Annotated in this window: 22 protein-coding genes; 18 read left to right on the top strand and 4 right to left on the bottom strand. The window is 69.7% G+C overall.

Annotation, left to right across the window (positions count from 1 at the left end; all coding sequences use genetic code 11):
- A partial coding sequence (locus tag DMB80_RS26300; protein ID WP_162938723.1) for an NUDIX domain-containing protein occupies positions 1–360 on the bottom strand: 360 nt, incomplete at its 3' end.
- A 47-nt stretch (positions 361–407) separates the two neighbouring features.
- On the opposite strand from DMB80_RS26300, the gene nadA reads away from it, so the two are divergent.
- The 4 genes from nadA to DMB80_RS26280 are packed head-to-tail and all read left to right on the top strand — an operon-like array spanning position 408 to position 4,320.
- A complete protein-coding gene (gene nadA / locus DMB80_RS26295) occupies positions 408–1,439 on the top strand; it encodes a quinolinate synthase NadA (RefSeq protein WP_048422098.1) in 1,032 nt (343 codons plus the stop codon).
- Positions 1,436–3,004 (top strand): L-aspartate oxidase, encoded by a 1,569-nt coding sequence (locus tag DMB80_RS26290; RefSeq protein ID WP_111512525.1) that lies wholly within the window; start codon positions 1,436–1,438, stop codon positions 3,002–3,004. The genes nadA and DMB80_RS26290 overlap by 4 nt, the downstream gene beginning before the upstream one ends.
- Positions 3,004–3,867, top strand: a complete 864-nt coding sequence (gene nadC, locus DMB80_RS26285) for a carboxylating nicotinate-nucleotide diphosphorylase (RefSeq protein ID WP_111512524.1) — start codon at positions 3,004–3,006, stop codon at positions 3,865–3,867. The genes DMB80_RS26290 and nadC overlap by 1 nt, the downstream gene beginning before the upstream one ends.
- A 3-nt stretch (positions 3,868–3,870) precedes the next feature.
- Positions 3,871–4,320: a hypothetical protein gene (locus tag DMB80_RS26280; protein WP_111512523.1), complete on the top strand. Its 450-nt coding sequence runs from the start codon at positions 3,871–3,873 to the stop codon at positions 4,318–4,320.
- A gap of 3 nt (positions 4,321–4,323) precedes the next feature.
- Here DMB80_RS26280 and DMB80_RS26275 read toward each other — a convergent pair whose 3' ends face one another.
- Positions 4,324–4,962 (bottom strand): LysE family transporter, encoded by a 639-nt coding sequence (locus DMB80_RS26275; protein ID WP_111512522.1) that lies wholly within the window; start codon positions 4,960–4,962, stop codon positions 4,324–4,326.
- A 10-nt stretch (positions 4,963–4,972) separates the two neighbouring features.
- Positions 4,973–5,398, bottom strand: coding sequence for a nitroreductase family deazaflavin-dependent oxidoreductase (locus DMB80_RS26270; RefSeq protein WP_111512521.1), 426 nt, complete (start codon positions 5,396–5,398; stop codon positions 4,973–4,975).
- Between the two features lie 36 nt (positions 5,399–5,434).
- Between DMB80_RS26270 and hisD the strand changes: the two genes are divergently transcribed.
- Genes hisD through hisI form a run of 8 tightly spaced genes read left to right on the top strand, consistent with a single transcriptional unit; the run spans position 5,435 to position 11,828 of the window.
- Complete coding sequence (gene hisD, locus DMB80_RS26265; RefSeq protein ID WP_111512520.1) at positions 5,435–6,790, top strand: histidinol dehydrogenase; 1,356 nt, start codon at positions 5,435–5,437, stop codon at positions 6,788–6,790.
- Positions 6,787–7,893, top strand: coding sequence for a histidinol-phosphate transaminase (locus DMB80_RS26260; RefSeq protein ID WP_111512519.1), 1,107 nt, complete (start codon positions 6,787–6,789; stop codon positions 7,891–7,893). The genes hisD and DMB80_RS26260 overlap by 4 nt, the downstream gene beginning before the upstream one ends.
- Positions 7,890–8,507 carry an imidazoleglycerol-phosphate dehydratase HisB gene (hisB, locus tag DMB80_RS26255; protein ID WP_048422092.1) on the top strand — a complete coding sequence of 206 codons (618 nt, stop codon included), beginning with the start codon at positions 7,890–7,892 and terminating at the stop codon, positions 8,505–8,507. The genes DMB80_RS26260 and hisB overlap by 4 nt, the downstream gene beginning before the upstream one ends.
- A 10-nt stretch (positions 8,508–8,517) precedes the next feature.
- The gene (hisH, locus tag DMB80_RS26250; protein ID WP_111512518.1) at positions 8,518–9,138 is read left to right on the top strand and encodes an imidazole glycerol phosphate synthase subunit HisH; all 621 of its coding nucleotides are present in this window, start codon (positions 8,518–8,520) and stop codon (positions 9,136–9,138) included.
- Positions 9,139–9,158: 20 nt separating this feature from the next.
- On the top strand, positions 9,159–9,887 hold the full coding sequence (gene priA, locus DMB80_RS26245) for a bifunctional 1-(5-phosphoribosyl)-5-((5-phosphoribosylamino)methylideneamino)imidazole-4-carboxamide isomerase/phosphoribosylanthranilate isomerase PriA (protein WP_240431402.1): 729 nt from the start codon (positions 9,159–9,161) through the stop codon (positions 9,885–9,887).
- Complete coding sequence (locus tag DMB80_RS26240; protein ID WP_073685094.1) at positions 9,884–10,702, top strand: inositol monophosphatase family protein; 819 nt, start codon at positions 9,884–9,886, stop codon at positions 10,700–10,702. The genes priA and DMB80_RS26240 overlap by 4 nt, the downstream gene beginning before the upstream one ends.
- On the top strand, positions 10,699–11,484 hold the full coding sequence (gene hisF / locus DMB80_RS26235) for an imidazole glycerol phosphate synthase subunit HisF (RefSeq protein ID WP_111512516.1): 786 nt from the start codon (positions 10,699–10,701) through the stop codon (positions 11,482–11,484). The genes DMB80_RS26240 and hisF overlap by 4 nt, the downstream gene beginning before the upstream one ends.
- The gene (gene hisI / locus DMB80_RS26230) at positions 11,481–11,828 is read left to right on the top strand and encodes a phosphoribosyl-AMP cyclohydrolase (protein ID WP_111512515.1); all 348 of its coding nucleotides are present in this window, start codon (positions 11,481–11,483) and stop codon (positions 11,826–11,828) included. The genes hisF and hisI overlap by 4 nt, the downstream gene beginning before the upstream one ends.
- On the opposite strand, the gene DMB80_RS26225 is transcribed toward hisI, so the two are convergent.
- On the bottom strand, positions 11,816–12,280 hold the full coding sequence (locus tag DMB80_RS26225) for a peroxiredoxin (protein ID WP_111512514.1): 465 nt from the start codon (positions 12,278–12,280) through the stop codon (positions 11,816–11,818). The two genes, hisI and DMB80_RS26225, sit on opposite strands and share 13 nt — an antisense overlap.
- Positions 12,281–12,312: 32 nt before the next feature.
- On the opposite strand from DMB80_RS26225, the gene DMB80_RS26220 reads away from it, so the two are divergent.
- The 6 genes from DMB80_RS26220 to lgt form a co-directional block, all read left to right on the top strand.
- Positions 12,313–13,839: an anthranilate synthase component I gene (locus DMB80_RS26220; RefSeq protein ID WP_111512513.1), complete on the top strand. Its 1,527-nt coding sequence runs from the start codon at positions 12,313–12,315 to the stop codon at positions 13,837–13,839.
- Complete coding sequence (locus tag DMB80_RS26215) at positions 13,836–14,414, top strand: TIGR02234 family membrane protein (RefSeq protein ID WP_111512512.1); 579 nt, start codon at positions 13,836–13,838, stop codon at positions 14,412–14,414. Before DMB80_RS26220 ends, DMB80_RS26215 begins: the two co-directional genes overlap by 4 nt.
- Before the next feature lie 72 nt (positions 14,415–14,486).
- The gene (gene trpC / locus DMB80_RS26210) at positions 14,487–15,305 is read left to right on the top strand and encodes an indole-3-glycerol phosphate synthase TrpC (protein ID WP_046365398.1); all 819 of its coding nucleotides are present in this window, start codon (positions 14,487–14,489) and stop codon (positions 15,303–15,305) included.
- Entirely contained in the window at positions 15,306–16,568 is a 1,263-nt protein-coding gene (trpB, locus tag DMB80_RS26205) for a tryptophan synthase subunit beta (protein ID WP_111512511.1), read from the top strand.
- On the top strand, positions 16,565–17,353 hold the full coding sequence (trpA, locus tag DMB80_RS26200) for a tryptophan synthase subunit alpha (RefSeq protein ID WP_111512510.1): 789 nt from the start codon (positions 16,565–16,567) through the stop codon (positions 17,351–17,353). The genes trpB and trpA overlap by 4 nt, the downstream gene beginning before the upstream one ends.
- Positions 17,350–19,117 (top strand): prolipoprotein diacylglyceryl transferase (gene lgt / locus DMB80_RS26195; RefSeq protein ID WP_111512509.1); only part of this gene is annotated, 1,768 nt, incomplete at its 3' end. The genes trpA and lgt, both read left to right, overlap by 4 nt.

The following is a 19,117-nucleotide window of genomic DNA, read 5'->3' as shown; positions in this document are numbered from 1 at the left end:
CCACCGAGCACTACAGAGGGCATAGCGTCGGGTGGGTCGGATGTGTATAAGAGAAAGGGCGGGGGAGGGTACGAGGCCCAGGAACGTCGAGGCGATGGCGCGGTCACCGGGCACGCGGTCGGGTTCGGAGAACACCGCCAATTGTTCGAGGTGGGCGAGTTCCCGCAGGTCGACCTTCTCTGCGAGCTGGCGGCGGACGGAGTCGGTCAGCGTCTCGTCGTGGCCGAGCCTGCCGCCGGGCAACGCCCAGCGGCCGCGCTGTGGGTCCAGCGCCCGCTGCCAGAGCAGCACGTTCAGGGCGTTTCCTCGAACCTGAAACACCACGGCCAGGACTTCGTGGTGAGTGCTACGATGTGGCATGTTTTCGATTGTAAGTCGAAAACCTCGTCCAAGGTAAGGAGACGGCGATGACCGTGCTCGCGACCGATAGCGCCGACCGCATCGTCGACGGCCCCGACGGCTACACCGGTGTCGAGGGGGACGCCGCCTGGGCGGCCGAGGTCCGGCGACTGCTGGATCTGCGCGGCGCCACGCTGCTGGCGCACAACTATCAGCTGCCGGAGATCCAGGACGTCGCCGACCACGTGGGCGACTCGCTGGCTCTGTCGCGCATCGCCGCCGAGGCGCCCGAGGACACGATCGTGTTCGCGGGGGTGCACTTCATGGCCGAGACCGCCAAGATCCTCTCACCCGACAAGACGGTACTGATTCCCGATCAGCGCGCCGGCTGCTCGCTGGCCGACTCCATCACCGCAGACGAGCTCCGTGCCTGGAAGGCCGAGCACCCCGGCGCCGTCGTCGTGTCCTACGTCAACACCACGGCCGCGGTGAAGGCCGAGACGGACATCTGCTGCACGTCCTCCAATGCCGTCGAGGTGGTCGCATCGATCCCCGCCGACCGCGAGGTGCTGTTCTGCCCGGATCAATTCCTGGGTGCCCACGTGCGCCGGATGACGGGCCGGCAGAATCTGCACGTCTGGGCCGGGGAATGCCACGTGCACGCGGGCATCAACGGTGACGAACTCGCCGAGCAGGCGCGCACGCATCCGGACGCCGAGTTGTTCGTCCACCCCGAGTGCGGCTGCGCCACCTCGGCCCTCTACCTCGCCGGCGAGGGGGCCTACCCGAAGGAGCGGGTCAAGATCCTGTCCACCGGTGGCATGCTGGACGCCGCCCGTGAGACCGGTGCCCGCCAGGTCCTGGTCGCCACCGAGGTCGGCATGCTGCACCAATTGCGCCGCGCCGCACCCGATGTCGACTTCCAGGCCGTCAACGACCGGGCGTCCTGCCGCTACATGAAGATGATCACGCCTGCGGCCATGCTGCGCTGCCTGGTAGAGGGTGCCGACGAGGTGCACGTCGATCCCGACACCGCCGCGCGGGCTCGCGCCAGTGTCACGCGGATGATCGAGATCGGTCAGCCCGGCGGCGGGGAATGACCACCACCGGCACGGGCTGCGGCGGTTCGGGCGGCTGGCGTCTGCGCGCGGACGTCGTCGTCATCGGGACCGGGGTGGCCGGTCTCGCCGCCGCGCTGGCCGCGCACCGCCGCGGCAGCCGCGTGATCCTGCTGAGCAAGGCGGCGGAGACGGCGACGTTCTACGCCCAGGGCGGGATCGCCGTGGTGCTGCCCGACAGCGTCAAGGGCTCCGACGACTCCGTCGACGCGCACGTCGCCGACACGCTCGTCGCCGGCGCCGGGCTGTGCGATGCCGAGGCGGTGCGCTCCATCGTTGCCGACGGCGCTCGCGCAGTGGCCGAATTAGTCGGTGCGGGAGCACATTTCGACGAGTCGTCGCCTGGGCGCTGGGCGCTGACCCGAGAGGGTGGGCACACCCGCCGACGTATCATCCACTCCGGCGGTGACGCCACGGGCGCCGAGGTGCAGCGCGCGCTGGACCACGCCGCGGCATCGCTGGACATCCGCCGCAATCACGTCGCTCTCGATCTGCTGATCGACGACGGCGCCGTCGCCGGGGTCTCGGTGCTCAGCGAGGACGGCCCGGGGGCCGTCTACGCGCCGTCGGTCATCCTGGCCACCGGCGGCGCCGGGCACCTGTACCGCGCGACGACGAACCCCGAAGGTTCCACGGGAGACGGTGTCGCACTGGCGATCTGGGCAGGTGTGCCGGTCTCCGACGTGGAGTTCGTGCAGTTCCATCCGACGATGCTCTACACCGGGTCGGCCTCCGGTCGACGACCGCTGATCACCGAGGCGCTGCGTGGAGAGGGCGCGTCGCTGGTCGACCGGCACGGCGAACCGGTGATGTCCGGCGTGCACCCGATGGGTGACCTCGCGCCTCGTGATGTCGTCGCGGCGGCCATCGAGGCACGTATGAGCGCCTCCGGCGATGCGTGCGTCTACCTCGACGCTCGCACCGTGGCCGACGTGGCTCGCCGGTTCCCGACCGTCACGGCCGCCTGCCGTGCCGCGGGCATCGACCCGGTGCAGCAACCGATTCCGGTGGTTCCGGGTGCGCACTACAGCTGCGGCGGCGTGGTCACCGACGTGCACGGCCGCACCGCGATCGACGGGTTGTATGCCGCCGGGGAAGTGGCCCGCACCGGGATGCACGGCGCGAATCGGCTGGCATCCAACAGCCTGCTGGAGGGCCTGGTGGTCGGCGGCCGCGCCGGCGTCGCTGCCGCCGAGCACGCTGAACTCGCCGGTCCGCCGCGCGTGGTCGTCGCGGAACCGTCGGTGCGGCCGGTGCTCGCGCGCCCGTCGCTGCAGCACGCGATGAGCAGGTACGCCTCCGTCGTCCGCGATGACGCCGGGCTGGGCCGGCTGGCCGCCGAACTCGAGGCAGCGCAACCGCGAATGCTGTCCTCGCGCAGCGTCTTCGAGGACGCCGCGCTGACGGCGGTGGCCGGCATGGTGGGTGCCGCGGCGCGGGCGCGCACCGAGACCCGCGGGTGTCATCACCGCAGCGACCATCCCGACACCGATCCCGCCCAGGCGGTCAGCATCGTGCGCGGTCCGGTCACGACGGGCTGCCGGTGATGGCCGCGACGCTCACCGGGGCGGAGGAGGCCGACGCCCGGTCGATCATCTCCCGGGCCCTCGACGAGGATCTGCGCTACGGACCCGATGTCACCACCCTGGCCACGGTGGCCGAGAGTGCCACCACGACGGCATCGGTGGTGGCGCGGGAAGTGGGTGTCATCGCCGGCGGTGATCTCGCGCTGATCGTGTTCGACGAGGTGCTCGGCAGGGACGGCTACCGGGTGGTCCATCGAGTACCCGACGGCACCCGGCTCGAGCCGGGCGGCGCGGCGCTGGTCGTCGAAGGGCCTACGCGCGGATTGCTCACCGCCGAGCGCACGATGCTCAATCTGGTGTGCCACCTCTCCGGTATCGCCACCGCCACCGCGGCCTGGGTGGACGCGGTGGCCGGCACGGGGGCGCAGATCCGGGACACCCGCAAGACGCTGCCGGGCATGCGGTCGCTGCAGAAGTACGCCGTCCGCGTCGGTGGCGGTGTCAACCATCGGATGGGGCTCGGTGACGCGGCGTTGATCAAGGACAACCACGTGGCGGCCGCGGGGTCGGTGGTGGCGGCACTGCGCGCTGTGCGTGAGGTGGCGCCGGATCTGCCGTGCGAGGTCGAGGTCGATTCCCTCGAGCAGCTCGACGAGGTACTCGCCGAGGGTGTCGAGCTGGTGCTGCTCGACAACTTCCCGGTGTGGCAGACGCAGATCGCCGTGCAGCGCCGGGCCACCCGCTCACCGCACACGATGCTGGAGTCCTCGGGCGGGTTGTCGCTGGACAGCGCCGCCGACTACGCCGGCACCGGGGTCGACTACCTGGCCGTCGGCGCGCTCACGCATTCGGTGCGGGTGCTCGACCTGGGTCTGGACCTGTAACGCATGCGTGTCTCACCGGGTCTGGCCCTCGCGGTGGCGCTGCTGTCGACCGGCCTGTCGGCGGCCGCGCTGGTCCGCACGCTGGATCGCGATCCCGGCTACACAGACGAGCAGCGCTCCGCGGCGACGGCGCGGGTGTGCACCGCGTTCGCCACGGTCCGCGCGGGCGTGGCGACCAACACCAACGTGACCGCGCCCGACGACATCAGCGGCTCGCTGGCCGCCGCGGCCAACGCCCGGCTGGCGCTGTCTGACGGCGGCCTGTACCTGCTGGCCCGCCTCGACCCGGCGACCCCGCCCGATCTCGCCGACACGGTCCGGACGTTCGCCGACGCCGTGCTCGACATCGGTGCGGCTGCCACCGCGGGCGCGTCGAACACCGATCCGGAGCAGGCCAAGCGGCTGAAGGCGGCCGAGGCGGCCAGCGCCGCGGTCAGCAACCGCTGTCGCTGACCGTCAGGCCGGTATCGGCCCGCGGCGCAGCAGCGACAGCACCACCGCTGCGGCGGCGAACAGGCCGGCGAACACCCGGTTGAGCACGGTCTGCTGCCGCGGGGTGCGCAGCCACGTCAGCAGTCGCACGGCCAGGCCGGTGTAGAGACCCATCACCACCAGGTCGACGACGACCATCGTGACCCCGATCGCGACGTACTGCGGAATCAGTGGCGCGCTCGGCACCACGAACTGCGGCATCACCGCGAGGAAGAACAGCAGCCCCTTCGGATTGGTGGCGTTGACCAGGAACCCGCGCACGACCAGTGCACCGCGACCGCCGGCGATTACCTGGTCCATCTGGGCGCGCAGGTCGACCCCGACGCTGCGCCACTGCCGCAACGCCAGGTAGGCCAGATAGGCCACGCCCAGCCATTTGATGATCGTGAACGCCAGGATCGAGTTCGCGACCGCGGCGCCCAGCCCGATCGCCACGAGCGTCAGCTGCAGCATCAGCCCGATCTCGAGGCCCAGGATGCTCCAGTAGCCGCGGCGCACCCCGTGGGTCAGACCGGTGGCCATCGACTGGATGGCGCCCGCGCCGGGGGAGATCGCGATCAGGATGGCCGCGCCGAAGAACGCCAGCCACATCTGCGGTGTCATGGTGCCGCGCTCACGAGCTGATGTCCGCGACGAAGACGCCGGATCGCTTGGCGACCATCTGAGCCATCCGGGGCAGCGACGGGTCGATGGTGCCGGCGGGCAGCACCCTCGGCCGCACGAGGTGCAGGGTCTCGCTACCGATCCGGATGTCGGCCTCGCCGGCGGCCAGCACGTTCTTGACCCAGTTCGTCTTGCCGTGCGCCAGTCCGACCGCCAGCACCGAACCCTTGCGGTACGGCGTGACGATCGTCTCGTACTCGGTGCCGGAGGTGCGGCCGCGATGGTGGATCACCGCGAGACCCGGCATGCGCTTGGACAGCGGCCGCAGCAGTGGGTTGATGTACTTGATCTGCAGCTTCTCGAACCACGGCGGAAAGATCATCGGCACGCCCGGCGCGTTGTTGGGGTGGCTGCTCCTGCTCGGCCGGTCCGGCATGACGCCTCCGATTCTGATTTGTGCTGCTCTGGGACAATGGTCAGCGTGAATGTATCGCCACCGCTCCTGCGGCGCATCGACCTGCGCGGCACGACGTTGTCGGCCGCCCGTCTGCGGACCGCGTTGCCCCGAGGTGGTGTCGACGTCGACGCGGTGCTGCCCAAGGTCCGGCCGATCGTCGAAGCGGTCGCAGAGCGCGGCGCCGACGCCGCGCTCGAGTACGGCGCCTCGTTCGACGGCGTGCGGCCCGAGCAGGTCCGCGTGCCCGCTGACCGGCTGCGCGCTGCTCTCGATGCGCTCGACACCGACGTCCGGATCGCGCTCGAGGTGGCGATCGAGCGCGCTCGCGCCGTGCACGCCGATCAGCGCCGCACCGACACCACCACCACGCTCGCCCCCGGCGCGACGGTCACCGAGCGTTGGGTGCCCGTGGAGCGGGTCGGCCTCTACGTCCCCGGTGGCAACGCCGTCTACCCTTCCAGCGTCGTGATGAACGTCGTCCCGGCGCAGACGGCCGGTGTGGAGTCGCTGGTGATCGCCAGCCCGCCTCAGGCCTCGAACCCCGAGCCGTTCCAGGGCCTACCGCATCCGACGATCCTGGCCGCCGCGGCGCTGCTCGGCGTGGACGAGGTGTGGGCCGTCGGCGGCGCCCAGGCCGTCGCGCTGCTGGCCTACGGCGGCACGGACACCGACGGGTCCGAACTCGCACCCGTCGACATGATCACCGGGCCGGGCAACATCTACGTCACTGCCGCCAAGCGGATCTGTCGCTCCCGCGTCGGCATCGACTCCGAGGCCGGCCCCACCGAGATCGCGATCCTGGCCGACCACACCGCCGACCCGGTGCACGTCGCCGCCGATCTGATCAGCCAGGCCGAACACGACGAGATGGCCGCCAGCGTGCTGGTCACCGACAGCACCGCGCTCGCCGACGCCACCGACGCCGAGCTGGCTCGCCAGCTGGAGACGACGGTGCACCGCGAGCGGGTGAGTGTCGCGCTGGGCGGTCAGCAGTCGGCGATCGTGCTGGTCGACGACGTCGACACCGGCCTGCGCGTGGTGAACGCCTACGCGGCCGAGCACTTGGAGATCCAGACGGCCGACGCGGCCGATGTCGCCGCGCGGGTCCGTTCCGCGGGCGCGATCTTCGTCGGCGCCTGGTCCCCGGTGAGCCTCGGCGACTACTGCGCCGGCTCCAACCACGTCCTGCCCACGGCGGGCTGTGCCCGGCACTCCAGCGGGCTGTCGGTGCAGACGTTCCTGCGCGGCATCCACGTCGTGGACTACACCGAGGCCGCACTCAAAGACGTTGCCGGACATGTGATCACGCTCGCCAACGCCGAGAACCTGCCCAGTCACGGCGAAGCGGTGCGGCGGAGGTTCGAGAGGTGAACCCCGGTCAGACCACCACGCTGGCGGAACTGCCGCTGCGCGACGATCTTCGCGGTAAGTCGCCGTACGGGGCGCCGCAGCTCTCGGTGCCGGTGCGGCTGAACACCAACGAGAACCCGCACCCGCCGACGCAGGCGCTCATCGACGACGTCGCCGCATCGGTGCGCGAGGCCGCCGCCGAGCTGCACCGCTACCCCGACCGTGACGCCGTGGCGCTGCGCACCGATCTGGCCGCCTATCTGAGCTCGCAGACCGGGGTCCGCGTCGGTGTGGAGAACGTCTGGGCCGCAAACGGATCCAACGAGATCCTGCAGCAGCTGCTGCAGGCGTTCGGCGGGCCGGGCCGCAGCGCGATCGGCTTCGTGCCGTCGTACTCGATGCACCCGATCATCTCCGACGGCACCCAGACGCAGTGGCTGGCCGCCCACCGAGCCGACGATTTCGGCCTCGACGCCGCCGTCGCCGCCACCGCGATCAAGGAGCACAACCCCGACGTCGTGTTCGTCACCAGCCCCAACAACCCGTCCGGGCAGAGTGTGTCGCTCGACGATCTGCGGTTGCTGCTCGACGCGATGGCCGGCGGGGTGATGATCGTCGACGAGGCCTACGGCGAGTTCTCCTCGCAGCCAAGCGCGCTGGCGTTGATCGACGAGTACCCGACGCGGGTCGTGGTGTCGCGCACCATGAGCAAGGCGTTCGCGTTCGCCGGCGGCCGGCTGGGCTACCTGGTGGCCGCCCCTGCCGTGGTCGACGCGATGCTCCTGGTGCGTCTGCCGTATCACCTGTCGTCGCTGACCCAGGCCGCCGCCCGGGCCGCGCTGCGCCACGCCGACGACACTCTCGGCAGCGTCGCGACGCTGATCAGCGAACGCGAGCGGGTCTCGAAGGGCCTGACGGACATGGGTTTTCGGGTGATTCCCAGCGACGCCAACTTCCTGCTGTTCGGGGAGTTCGCCGATGCCGCCGCGACGTGGCGGTCCTACCTGGAGGCCGGGGTGTTGATCCGCGACGTCGGTATCCCCGGCTACCTCCGCACCACGATCGGCCTGGCCGACGAGAACGACGCACTGCTGAGCGCCAGTGCCCGACAAGGAGTGAAGTGAGCCGTCCCCACAGGTACGCCAAGGTCGAACGCAAGACCAAGGAATCCGACATCGTCGTGGAGCTCGATCTCGACGGCACCGGGCAGGTGAGCATCGACACCGGTGTGCCGTTCTTCGACCACATGCTGACCTCGCTGGGCAGCCACGCCCGGTTCGACCTGACGGTGAAAGCCGTCGGTGACATCGAGATCGAGGGCCACCACACGATCGAGGACACCGCGATCGTGCTGGGCCAGGCGCTGGGTCAGGCGCTCGGCGACAAGAGCGGTATCCGCCGGTTCGGTGACGCGTTCATCCCGATGGACGAGTCGCTGGCGCACGCCGCGGTCGACGTCTCGGGCCGGCCCTACTTCGTGCACACCGGGGAACCGGAGTTCATGGTCAGCTTCACCATCGCGGGCTCGCAGGCGCCGTACCACACCGTGGTCAACAAGCACGTCTTCGAATCGATCGCGTTCAACGCGCGCATCGCGCTGCACGTACGCACGCTCTACGGTCGCGATCCGCACCACATCACCGAAGCGCAGTACAAGGCCGTGGCGCGCGCACTGCGTGAGGCCGTCGAGTACGACGAGCGGGTCAGCGGCGTGCCGTCGACCAAGGGGACCTTGTGAGAGTGATTCTGTGACAACCAAACTCGTCGTGCTCGACTACGGCTCGGGAAATCTGAGGTCGGCTCAGCGGGCGCTCGAGCGGGTCGGTGCGCAGGTCGAGGTGACCGCCGACAAGGGTGCCGCGCTGGCCGCCGACGGCCTGATGGTGCCGGGCGTGGGCGCGTTCGAGGCCTGCATGGCCGGGTTGCGTGAGGTCGGCGGCGAGCAGATCATCGCCGAGCGCGTCGCCGCCGGACGTCCCGTTCTGGGCGTGTGTGTCGGCATGCAGATCCTGTTCTCCCGCGGCGTCGAATTCGGCGTCGAATCGACCGGGTGCGGGCAGTGGCCGGGCGCGGTGGTCCGCCTCGACGCGCCGGTGATCCCACACATGGGCTGGAACGTCGTCGATGCCCCCGCCGAGAGTGTGCTGTTCCGGGGTATGGATCCGGCGACGCGCTTCTACTTCGTGCACTCCTACGCCGCCCAGCAGTGGGAGGGCGATCCGGACGCGACGCTCACCTGGGCGACCCACCACGTGCCGTTCCTGGCCGCTGTCGAGGCGGGCCCGCTGTCGGCCACGCAGTTCCACCCGGAGAAGAGCGGGGACGCCGGCGCCGAATTGCTGTCGAACTGGATCGGGGCGCTAAGTTGACCGGCGTGAATGCACCGAAACTGGTCCTGTTGCCCGCCGTCGACGTGGTGGAGGGGCGCGCCGTGCGCCTGGTTCAGGGGCAGGCCGGCAGTGAGACCGAGTACGGCTCGGCACTGGACGCGGCGATGACGTGGCAGCGCGACGGCGCGGAGTGGATTCACCTCGTCGACCTGGACGCGGCGTTCGGCCGCGGGTCGAACCGCGAGCTGCTCGCCGAGGTCGTCGGGACGCTCGACGTGGCGGTGGAACTCTCCGGCGGCATCCGCGACGACGAGTCGCTGGCCGCGGCGCTGGCCACCGGCTGCGCCCGCGTGAACCTCGGGACGGCGGCGCTGGAGAACCCGCAGTGGTGCGCCCGCGTGGTCGCCGAGCACGGCGAGAAGGTGGCCGTCGGGCTCGACGTGTTGATCGCAGACGGTGAACACCGGTTGCGCGGCCGCGGCTGGGAAACCGACGGTGGCGACCTGTGGACGGTGCTGGAGCGGCTCGACAAGGAGGGCTGCTCGCGCTTCGTGGTCACTGATGTCACCAAAGACGGCACGCTCAACGGGCCCAACCTGGAGCTGCTGTCGTCGGTGTGCGAGCGCACCGACGCCCCGGTGATCGCGTCGGGCGGGGTGTCCAGTCTGGACGATCTGCGCGCGATCGCGACGCTGACCGGCGTGGGGGTCGAAGGCGCGATCGTCGGAAAAGCTTTGTACGCGGGCCGGTTCACGCTGCCTGAGGCCCTGGCCGCGGTCGGCACGTGACGCTCGACGCGCGCCAGCTCGCCGAGCTCCTCGACACGGCCGCGGGAATTCTCGACGGCGCTTCGGCACAGTTCATCGCCGGCCACGGTGCCGACTCGGCGGTGGCCAAGAAGGGCAACGACTTCGCCACCGAGGTGGATCTCGCGATCGAGCGCCGCGTGGTCGCCGAGTTGCAGCGGCTGACCGGTATCGGAGTGCACGGCGAGGAATTCGGCGGGGAATCCGTCGATTCGGAGCTGGTCTGGGTCCTGGACCCGATCGACGGCACCTTCAACTACGCCGCGGGGTCACCGATGGCGGCGATCCTGCTGGGTCTGCTGGTCGACGGCGAGCCGACGCTGGGCCTGACGTGGCTGCCGTTCATGGGGCAGCGCTACACCGCGGCGGTCGACGGCCCGGCGCGCTGCAACGGCCAGGAGCTCTCTCGGCTGGAGCAGACCGGGCTCTGCGATGCCATCGTGGGCACCGGCACGTTCAACATCGAGTCGCGCGGCCGCTACCCGGGCCGGTACCGGGCAGCGGTGCTGTCCAACCTGAGCAAGCAGTGCTCGCGGATGCGGATGCACGGTGCCACCGGGATCGATCTGGCCTATGTCGCGGCGGGAATCCTCGGGGGCGCCATGAGTTTCGGGCATCACATCTGGGACCACGCCGCGGGCGTTGCGCTGGTACGTGCCGTGGGCGGCATCGTCACCGACATGGCGGGGGAGCCGTGGACGGTGACGTCGCCGTCGGCGCTGGTGGCGGCCCCCGGCGTCCACGAGGAGATGCTCGACCTGATCGGTTCGGCCGGCGACCCCAAGGACTACCTGTGAGCACCGGTGGTGACGTCGCAACCCGCGTGATCCCGTGCCTGGACGTCGACGCCGGGCGCGTGGTCAAGGGCGTGAACTTCGAGAACCTGCGTGATGCGGGCGATCCCGTCGAGTTGGCCGCGGTCTACGACGCCGAGGGCGCCGACGAGTTGACGTTCCTGGACGTCACGGCGTCGTCGTCGGGACGCTCGACGATGCTCGAGGTGGTGCGCCGCACGGCTGAGCAGGTGTTCATCCCGCTGACCGTCGGGGGCGGGGTGCGGTCGGTGGCCGACGTGGACATGCTGCTGCGCGCCGGTGCGGACAAGGTGTCGGTGAACACCGCTGCCCTCGCCCGCCCGGAGCTGCTCTCAGAGTTGTCGCGGCAGTTCGGTTCGCAGTGCATCGTGCTGTCGGTCGACGCGCGGACCGTGCCCGAGGGTTCAGAGCCCACACCGTCGGGCTGGGAGGTCACCACGCACGGCGGGCGTCGCGGCACCGGTATCGACGCGATCGAATGGGCGGCGCGTGGCGCGGAGCTCGGTGTGGGGGAGATCCTGCTGAACTCGATGGACTACGACGGCACGAAGGCCGGCTTCGATCTGCTGATGCTGCGGGCGGTGCGCGGTGCGGTGTCGGTGCCGGTGATCGCCAGCGGCGGGGCCGGCGCGGTGGAACATTTCGCGCCCGCCGTTGTTGCAGGGGCCGACGCCGTGCTGGCGGCCAGCGTCTTCCACTTCAAGCAGCTGACCATCGGCGAAGTGAAGGCGGCGATGCGCGCAGAAGGTCTGACAGTGCGATGAGTCTGGACCCCGAGATCGCTGGGCGACTCAAGCGCAATGCCGACGGGCTGTTCGCCGCGGTGGTGCAGGAGCGTGGCACCGGCCAGGTGCTGATGGTCGCGTGGATGGACGACGACGCTCTGGCTCGGACGCTGGAAACCCGTGAGGCAACGTATTTTTCGCGGTCACGCGGCGAGCAGTGGATCAAGGGTGCGACGTCGGGCCACACGCAACGCGTGCATTCGGTGCGGCTGGACTGCGACGGCGACACCGTGCTGCTGGAGGTCGACCAGGTCGGCGCGGCCTGCCACACCGGCGCTCACACGTGCTTCGACGCCGACCTGCTGCTGGGTCAGGCCGACTGACGCTTGCGCAGCGTCTGCAGCGCTTTGTCGGCGTGGCTGTCCATGCTGATCTCGCTGGCGACGACGTCGAGCACGGTGCGGTCGGTGTCGATGACGAACGTGGTGCGCTTGACCGGCATGAACTTGCCCAGGAGCCCGCGCTTGACGCCGAACTGCGTCGCGACCGTGCCGTCGGTGTCCGAGAGCAGCGGGTAGTCGAATTTCTGCTGATCGGCGAAGCGTGCCTGCTTGTCGACGGGGTCGGCGCTGATGCCGACGCGGGTGGCGCCGACGGCGGCGAATTCGGCGGCCAGATCGCGGAAGTGGCATGCCTCCTTGGTGCATCCGGGCGTCATCGCGGCGGGGTAGAAGAACAGCACGATCGGACCGTCGGCGAGCAGGTCGGTCAACGACCGCGTCGTACCGGTCTGGTCGGGCAGCGAGAACTCGGCCACGGTGTCACCACGATTCATGTTTTACAACCTACGTCTGGGAGAATGCCGGTGTGCAGTCCACCGCCAGTCTCACTGTGACGACGTCGCGTGAGGACTTCCGGGCGCTGGCCGCCGAGCACCGCGTAGTGCCGGTGACCCGCAAGGTGCTCGCGGACAGCGAGACTCCGCTCTCGGCGTACCGCAAGCTCGCGGCCAACCGCCCCGGAACGTTCCTCCTGGAGTCCGCGGAGAACGGGCGGTCGTGGTCGCGGTGGTCGTTCATCGGCGCGGGTGCGCCGTCGGCGTTGACCGTGCGCGACGGTCACGCGGCGTGGCTCGGCGTGACCCCGCAGGATGCGCCGTCGGGCGGTGATCCGCTGGCGGCGCTGCGCGCGACGCTGACCCTGTTGCAGACCGCGCCGGTGCCCGGTCTGCCGCCGTTGTCGTCGGGCCTGGTCGGCTACTTCGCCTACGACTTCGTGCGCCGCCTCGAGCGCCTGCCCGAGCTCGCGGTCGACGATCTCGGCCTGCCCGACATGGTGCTTCTGCTGGCCACCGACATCGCCGCGGTGGACCACCACGAGGGCACGATCACGTTGATCGCGAACGCGGTGAACTGGAACGGCACCGATGAGCGCGTCGATGAGGCCTACGAGGACGCGGTCGCCCGGCTGGACGTGATGACCGCGGCGCTGGCCGAACCCCTGGCGTCGACCGTGGCGACGTTCTCCCGTCCCGCGCCGCTGCACCGCTCGCAGCGCACGGTCGAGGAGTACACCGCCATCGTCGACAAGCTGGTCGGTGACATCGAGGCAGGTGAGGCCTTCCAGGTCGTGCCGTCGCAGCGCTTCGAGATGGACACCGACGCCGACCCGCTGGACGTCTACCGGATGCTGCGGGTCAGCAACCCCAGTCCGTACATGTACCTGCTCAACGTGCCCGACGGCGACGGCGGCCTGGACTTCTCGATCGTCGGATCCAGCCCCGAAGCCCTGGTGACGGTGAAGGGCGGCCGGGCCACCACCCACCCGATCGCCGGCACGCGGTGGCGCGGGGAGACCGAGGAAGAGGACGTGCTCCTGGAAAAGGAGCTCCTCTCCGACGAGAAGGAACGGGCCGAGCACCTGATGCTGGTCGACCTCGGCCGCAATGATCTGGGCCGGGTCTGCCGGCCGGGCACGGTCAAGGTCGAGGACTACAGCCACGTCGAGCGCTACAGCCACGTCATGCACCTGGTGTCGACGGTGACCGGGCTGCTCGCCGACGGCAAGACGGCCCTCGACGCGGTGACGGCCTGCTTCCCGGCGGGCACGCTCTCGGGGGCGCCGAAGGTCCGCGCGATGGAGCTGATCGAAGAGGTGGAGAAGACGCGGCGCGGCCTGTACGGCGGCGTGCTGGGTTATCTCGACTTCGCCGGTGACGCGGATTTCGCGATCGCGATCCGGACGGCGCTGATGCGCAGCGGCACCGCCTACGTCCAGGCCGGCGGCGGCGTCGTCGCGGACTCCAACGGCCCGTACGAGTACAACGAGGCCGCCAACAAGGCCCGCGCGGTGCTGAACGCGATCGCCGCGGCCGAGACGCTGAGCGAGCCGTGACGCGGCTCGGGCAGCTGGCCCTGCTTCTCGCCGCGGCGGCGCTGTGGGGGGCGTCCCGTCTGACCTGGGTGCAGGTGTCCTCGTTCGACGGGCTGACCCATCCCAAGACCGAGGATCTGACGGGTGCGACCTGGTCGACGGCGCTGGTCCCGCTCGCACTGGTCGTGCTGGCCGCGGCGGTCGCCGCGCTGGCGGTGCGCGGCTGGCCGATGCGCATCTTGGCGGTGCTGGTCGCGGGTGCCAGCGCGGGGATGGGTTATCTGGCGATCAGCCTGTGGGTCGTGCCCGATGTGGGGGCCCGGGCCGCCCGCCTGGCCGAAATACCGATCGCCGAGTTGATGGGAACCGAACGTCACTCTCTGGGCGCGGCGCTGACGCTGGTGGCGGCGGCCTTGTCGCTGTTCGGAGCGGTGCTGCTGCTGCGGTCGGCGACCCGCGCCGGTGCCGACACCGCCCGCTATGCGCGCCGCCCGGCCGAGCAGACGGACACCGGGGAGACGATGTCGGAGCGGATGATCTGGGACGCGCTGGATGCGGGCAACGACCCGACCACGATGGACAAGAAGGGGCGGTGACGGGCTGTGGTGTCGTGGCGACTACCCTTCATCAAGAATCAAACGGCCGTCAGGGGAAGGGAAACGACAGCTATGGGTTCGGCTACCGTCCTCGACTCCATCCTCGATGGGGTGCGTGCTGACGTCGCCGCCCGCGAGGCCGTCGTCAGCCTGGCCGAGGTCAAGGAACAGGCAAAGAAAGCGCCCGCGCCCCTGGACGTGATGGCGGCGCTGAGGGCGCCCGGCATCGGCGTCATCGCCGAGGTGAAGCGCGCCAGCCCGTCCCGCGGTGAGCTGGCCTCGATCGCCGATCCGGCGGAGCTGGCGCGGGCCTACGAAGACGGCGGCGCCCGGGTGATCAGCGTCCTGACCGAGCAGCGCCGATTCCACGGCTCGCTCGACGATCTCGACGCGGTGCGCGCGGCGGTGTCGATACCGGTGCTGCGCAAGGACTTCATCGTGCGGCCCTACCAGATCCATGAGGCGCGGGCCCACGGCGCCGATCTGCTGCTGCTGATCGTCGCCGCGCTCGAACAGCCGGCGCTGGAGTCTCTGCTCGAACGCACCGAGTCGTTGGGGATGACGGCGCTCGTCGAGGTCCACACCGAGGAAGAGGCGGACCGTGCGCTGCAGGCCGGAGCCACGCTGATCGGTGTCAACGCCCGAGACCTGAAGACACTCGAGGTCGACCGGGACTGCTTCGCGCGCATCGCGCCGGGGCTGCCGAGCCACGTCATCCGCGTCGCCGAGTCAGGTGTGCGGGGGACAGCGGACCTGCTGGCGTACGCCGGTGCCGGTGCCGACGCCGTGTTGGTCGGCGAGGGTCTGGTGACCAGTGGTGATCCCCGCAGTGCCGTCGCTGACCTCGTCACCGCCGGTACGCATCCGTCGTGCCCGAAACCTGCGCGCTAAGTGACCACTCACCTGGAACCGGAACTGCCGCGCGCCAGCGCCGCAGTGGCCGAACCGACCTCCCATGATCCCGATGCGCGCGGCCATTTCGGCGTGTACGGCGGCAGGTTCGTTCCCGAAGCGTTGATGGCCGTCATCGAAGAGGTGACCGCGGCCTACGAGAAGGCGCGCGGGGATCAGAATTTCCTCGACGAGTTGGATCGGCTGCAGCGGCATTACACCGGTCGGCCCTCACCGGTGTACGAGGCGGAGCGGATGGCCGAGCATGCCGGTGGCGCGCGGATCTTCCTGAAGCGAGAAGACCTCAACCACACCGGTTCTCACAAGATCAACAACGTGCTCGGGCAGGCCCTGCTGGCCCAGCAGATGGGTAAGACGCGGGTCATCGCCGAGACGGGCGCCGGCCAGCACGGGGTGGCGACAGCGACGGCGTGCGCGCTGCTGGGCCTGGAGTGCGTGATCTACATGGGCGCCGTCGACACGGCCCGTCAGGCGCTGAACGTGGCGCGGATGCGTCTGCTCGGTGCCACGGTGGTCGCGGTCGAGTCGGGCTCGAAGACTCTCAAGGACGCGATCAACGAGACGTTCCGGGACTGGGTGACCAACGCCGACAGCACGTACTACGCGTTCGGGACGGCGGCGGGACCGCACCCGTTCCCGATGATGGTGCGCGACTTCCAGCGAGTCATCGGACTCGAGGCACGCGCTCAGATGCTCGACCAGGCCGGGCGGCTGCCCGACGCGGTGGTGGCGTGTGTCGGGGGCGGCTCGAACGCGATCGGCATCTTCCACGCGTTCATCGACGATCCCGCGGTGCGCCTGGTCGGATACGAGGCGGCCGGTGACGGCGTCGAGACCGGACGGCACGCGGCCACGTTCACCGGTGGATCGCCGGGTGCGTTCCAGGGCTCGTACTCGTACCTCCTGCAGGACGAAGACGGTCAGACGGTCGAATCCCATTCGATTTCAGCGGGTTTGGACTACCCAGGGGTCGGTCCCGAGCACGCGTTGCTCAAGGACGTCGGCCGCGCGCAGTACAAGCCGATCACCGACACCGAGGCGATGGATGCGTTGTCGCTGCTGAGCCGTACCGAGGGCATCATCCCGGCGATCGAATCGGCACACGCGGTCGCGGGCGCGATGAAGCTCGGTCAAGAACTCGGGCCGGGGGCGATCATCCTGGTGAATCTGTCGGGGCGCGGAGACAAGGACGTCGAGACCGCAGCGCGCTGGTTCGGTTTGTTCGAGGACGGTCGGAAATGAGTCGTCTGGCCAGTGTTTTCGAGGCCTGCCGCAGCGAGAACCGGTCGGCGCTCATCGGCTACCTGCCGACCGGGTTCCCTGACGTGGACACCTCGATCGCCGCGATGGTCGCCCTGGTCGAGGCGGGCTGCGACATCATCGAGGTGGGCATCGCCTACTCCGATCCGGGGATGGACGGGCCGGTCATCGCGGCCGCCACCGAAGTGGCGCTGCGTGGCGGGGTGAAGGTGCGGGACACGTTGCGAGCTGTCGAGGCGATCAGTGCCGCCGGCGGAAGCGCCGTGGTGATGACGTACTGGAACCCGGTGCTGAGCAAGGGCGTGGATGCGTTCAGTCGGGATCTGGCGTCGGCGGGCGGTCTGGGGTTGATCACCCCGGATCTGATCCCGGACGAGGCCGACGAATGGCTGGCGGCGTCGGAAGCGCACGATCTCGACAGGATCTTCGTGGTGGCGCCGTCGTCCACGCCTGAGCGGCTCAGCGCGACCGTCGACGCGTCGCGCGGATTCGTGTACGCCGCCTCGACGATGGGTGTCACGGGCGCCCGGGACGCGGTGTCGAATGCCGCGCCGGAGTTGGTGCGGCGCATCAAGGATTTGTCCGACGTTCCGGTCGGAGTCGGATTGGGTGTGCGCTCGCGGGAGCAGGCCGCCCAGATCGGTTCGTATGCCGACGGTGTGATCGTGGGTTCGGCGCTGGTGTCCGCGCTGACCGATGGCATTCCGGCGATGCGGGCGCTGACAGAAGAATTGGCTGACGGGGTAAGGCAAAGGGTCACTGCGTGACGTCGACGGTGCTGGCATACATCCCGAGTCCGGCGCAGGGGGTGTGGCATCTCGGCCCCTTCCCGCTGCGCGCGTACGCGCTGTTCATCATCGCCGGCATCGTGGCCGCGTTGGTACTGGGCGATCGGCGCTGGGTGGCACGCGGTGGTGAACCGGGCGTCATCTACGACATCGCATTGTGGGCGGTGCCGTTCGGCCTGATCGGCGGCCGGCTCTACCACGTCATGACCGACTGGCGCACCTACTTCGGTGAGGACGGCGCGGGATTCGTTGCTGCACTGCGGATCTGGGACGGCGGGCTCGGAATCTGGGGCGCGGTCGCCCTGGGTGCGGTCGGGGCGTGGATCGCGTGCCGGCGGCGGGAGATACCGCTGCCCGCGTTCGGTGACGCGATAGCGCCGGGCATCATCTTGGCCCAGGCCATAGGACGGCTGGGCAACTACTTCAACCAGGAACTCTACGGGCGCGAGACGACGATGCCCTGGGGCCTGGAGATCTACGAGCGAGTGAATTCGGCGGGTGTGCCGGATTCGCTCAACGGTGTGTCGACCGGCCAGCTGATCGAGATCGTCCACCCGACGTTCCTGTACGAATTGCTGTGGAACCTGTTGGTTTTCGCCGCGCTGATCCTGGTCGATCGACGGTTCCGTATCGGGCATGGCCGGCTGTTCGCGCTGTACGTCGCGGGCTACTGCGTGGGCCGGTTCTGGGTCGAGCTGATGCGCAGTGACGCGGCGACGCATATCGCGGGCATCCGGATCAACACGTTCACGTCGACGTTCGTGTTCATCGCCGCGGTCGTGTACATCATGGTCGCGCCCAAGGGTCGTGAAGATCCGCTGTCGCTGCGCGGAAAGCCCGTGGACGGCGAGGTGCGCGGCGAGTCGCGTGCAGAAGACGTCGTCAAGGACGTGGCGCTGGGTGCGTCGACGACCGGAGTGGTCGCGGCGGCGATCGTGGCTGCCGAGGACGACGATGCCTCGAGTGACCGTGAAGCCGATCTGGAGACCGTGGACAGCGACGAGGTCGCCGAGGGTGATGAGCTCGTCGCGCCCGTCGATCCTGCCGATGAGACTGCCGAGCCGGAGGCGGGTCTAGGGTCGGTGGATGCCGACGAGGCTGCAGAGGCGGTCGGTGATGCTGAGGTTGCGCATGCTGTCGCCGTTGAGGGTGAGGATGCTGCCGAGGCGCTGACCGCTGAAGAGCCTGAGCCTGAGCCCGAGTCGTCGGAGCCTGAGGCGGGTCTGGGTTCGGTCGATGCCGATGAGGTTGCGGAGGCGGTGGAGAACGCCGATGTCGCGCACGCTGTGGCGGTTGAGGGTGAGGATGCTGCCGAGGCGCTGACCGCTGAAGAGTCCGACCCTGAGCCCGAGGCGGGTCTGGGTTCGGTCGATGCCGACGAGGTTGCGGAGGCGGTCGGTGATGCTGAGGTCGCGCATGCCGTCGCTGTCGAGGGTGAGGATGCTGCCGAGGCGCTGACCGATGATGAGCCTGAGCCCGAGTCGTCGGAGCCTGTCGACCCCGAGTCGTCGGAGCCTGAGGCGGGTCTGGGTTCGGTCGATGCCGACGAGGTTGCGGAGGCGGTCGGTGATGCTGAGGTTGCGCATGCCGTCGCCGTCGAGGGTGAGGATGCTGCCGAAGCGCTGACCGCTGATGAGGCGTCGGAGTCTGTCGAGTCCGAGTCTTCGGAGCCTGAGGCGGGTCTGGGTTCGGTCGATGCCGATGAGGTTGCGGAGGCGGTCGGTGATGCTGAGGTTGCGCATG

Source organism: Mycobacterium kyogaense, assembly GCF_003254575.1.
Taxonomy (GTDB): Bacteria; Actinomycetota; Actinomycetes; order Mycobacteriales; family Mycobacteriaceae; genus Mycobacterium; species Mycobacterium kyogaense.
This window is presented reverse-complemented; position numbering and strand designations above follow the sequence as displayed.

Excerpts from the sequence above, each read along its gene's own strand:
- hisI (WP_111512515.1), top strand. The coding sequence starts at position 11,481 with ATGAGTCTGGACCCCGAGATCGCTGGGCGACTCAAGCGCAATGCCGAC.
- trpC (WP_046365398.1), top strand. The coding sequence starts at position 14,487 with ATGGGTTCGGCTACCGTCCTCGACTCCATCCTCGATGGGGTGCGTGCT.
- hisD (WP_111512520.1), top strand. The coding sequence starts at position 5,435 with ATGGTCAGCGTGAATGTATCGCCACCGCTCCTGCGGCGCATCGACCTG.
- nadA (WP_048422098.1), top strand. The coding sequence starts at position 408 with ATGACCGTGCTCGCGACCGATAGCGCCGACCGCATCGTCGACGGCCCC.
- DMB80_RS26290 (WP_111512525.1), top strand. The coding sequence starts at position 1,436 with ATGACCACCACCGGCACGGGCTGCGGCGGTTCGGGCGGCTGGCGTCTG.
- DMB80_RS26280 (WP_111512523.1), top strand. The coding sequence starts at position 3,871 with ATGCGTGTCTCACCGGGTCTGGCCCTCGCGGTGGCGCTGCTGTCGACC.
- DMB80_RS26270 (WP_111512521.1), bottom strand. The coding sequence starts at position 5,398 with ATGCCGGACCGGCCGAGCAGGAGCAGCCACCCCAACAACGCGCCGGGC.
- DMB80_RS26225 (WP_111512514.1), bottom strand. The coding sequence starts at position 12,280 with ATGAATCGTGGTGACACCGTGGCCGAGTTCTCGCTGCCCGACCAGACC.
- nadC (WP_111512524.1), top strand. The coding sequence starts at position 3,004 with ATGGCCGCGACGCTCACCGGGGCGGAGGAGGCCGACGCCCGGTCGATC.
- trpA (WP_111512510.1), top strand. The coding sequence starts at position 16,565 with ATGAGTCGTCTGGCCAGTGTTTTCGAGGCCTGCCGCAGCGAGAACCGG.
- DMB80_RS26275 (WP_111512522.1), bottom strand. The coding sequence starts at position 4,962 with ATGACACCGCAGATGTGGCTGGCGTTCTTCGGCGCGGCCATCCTGATC.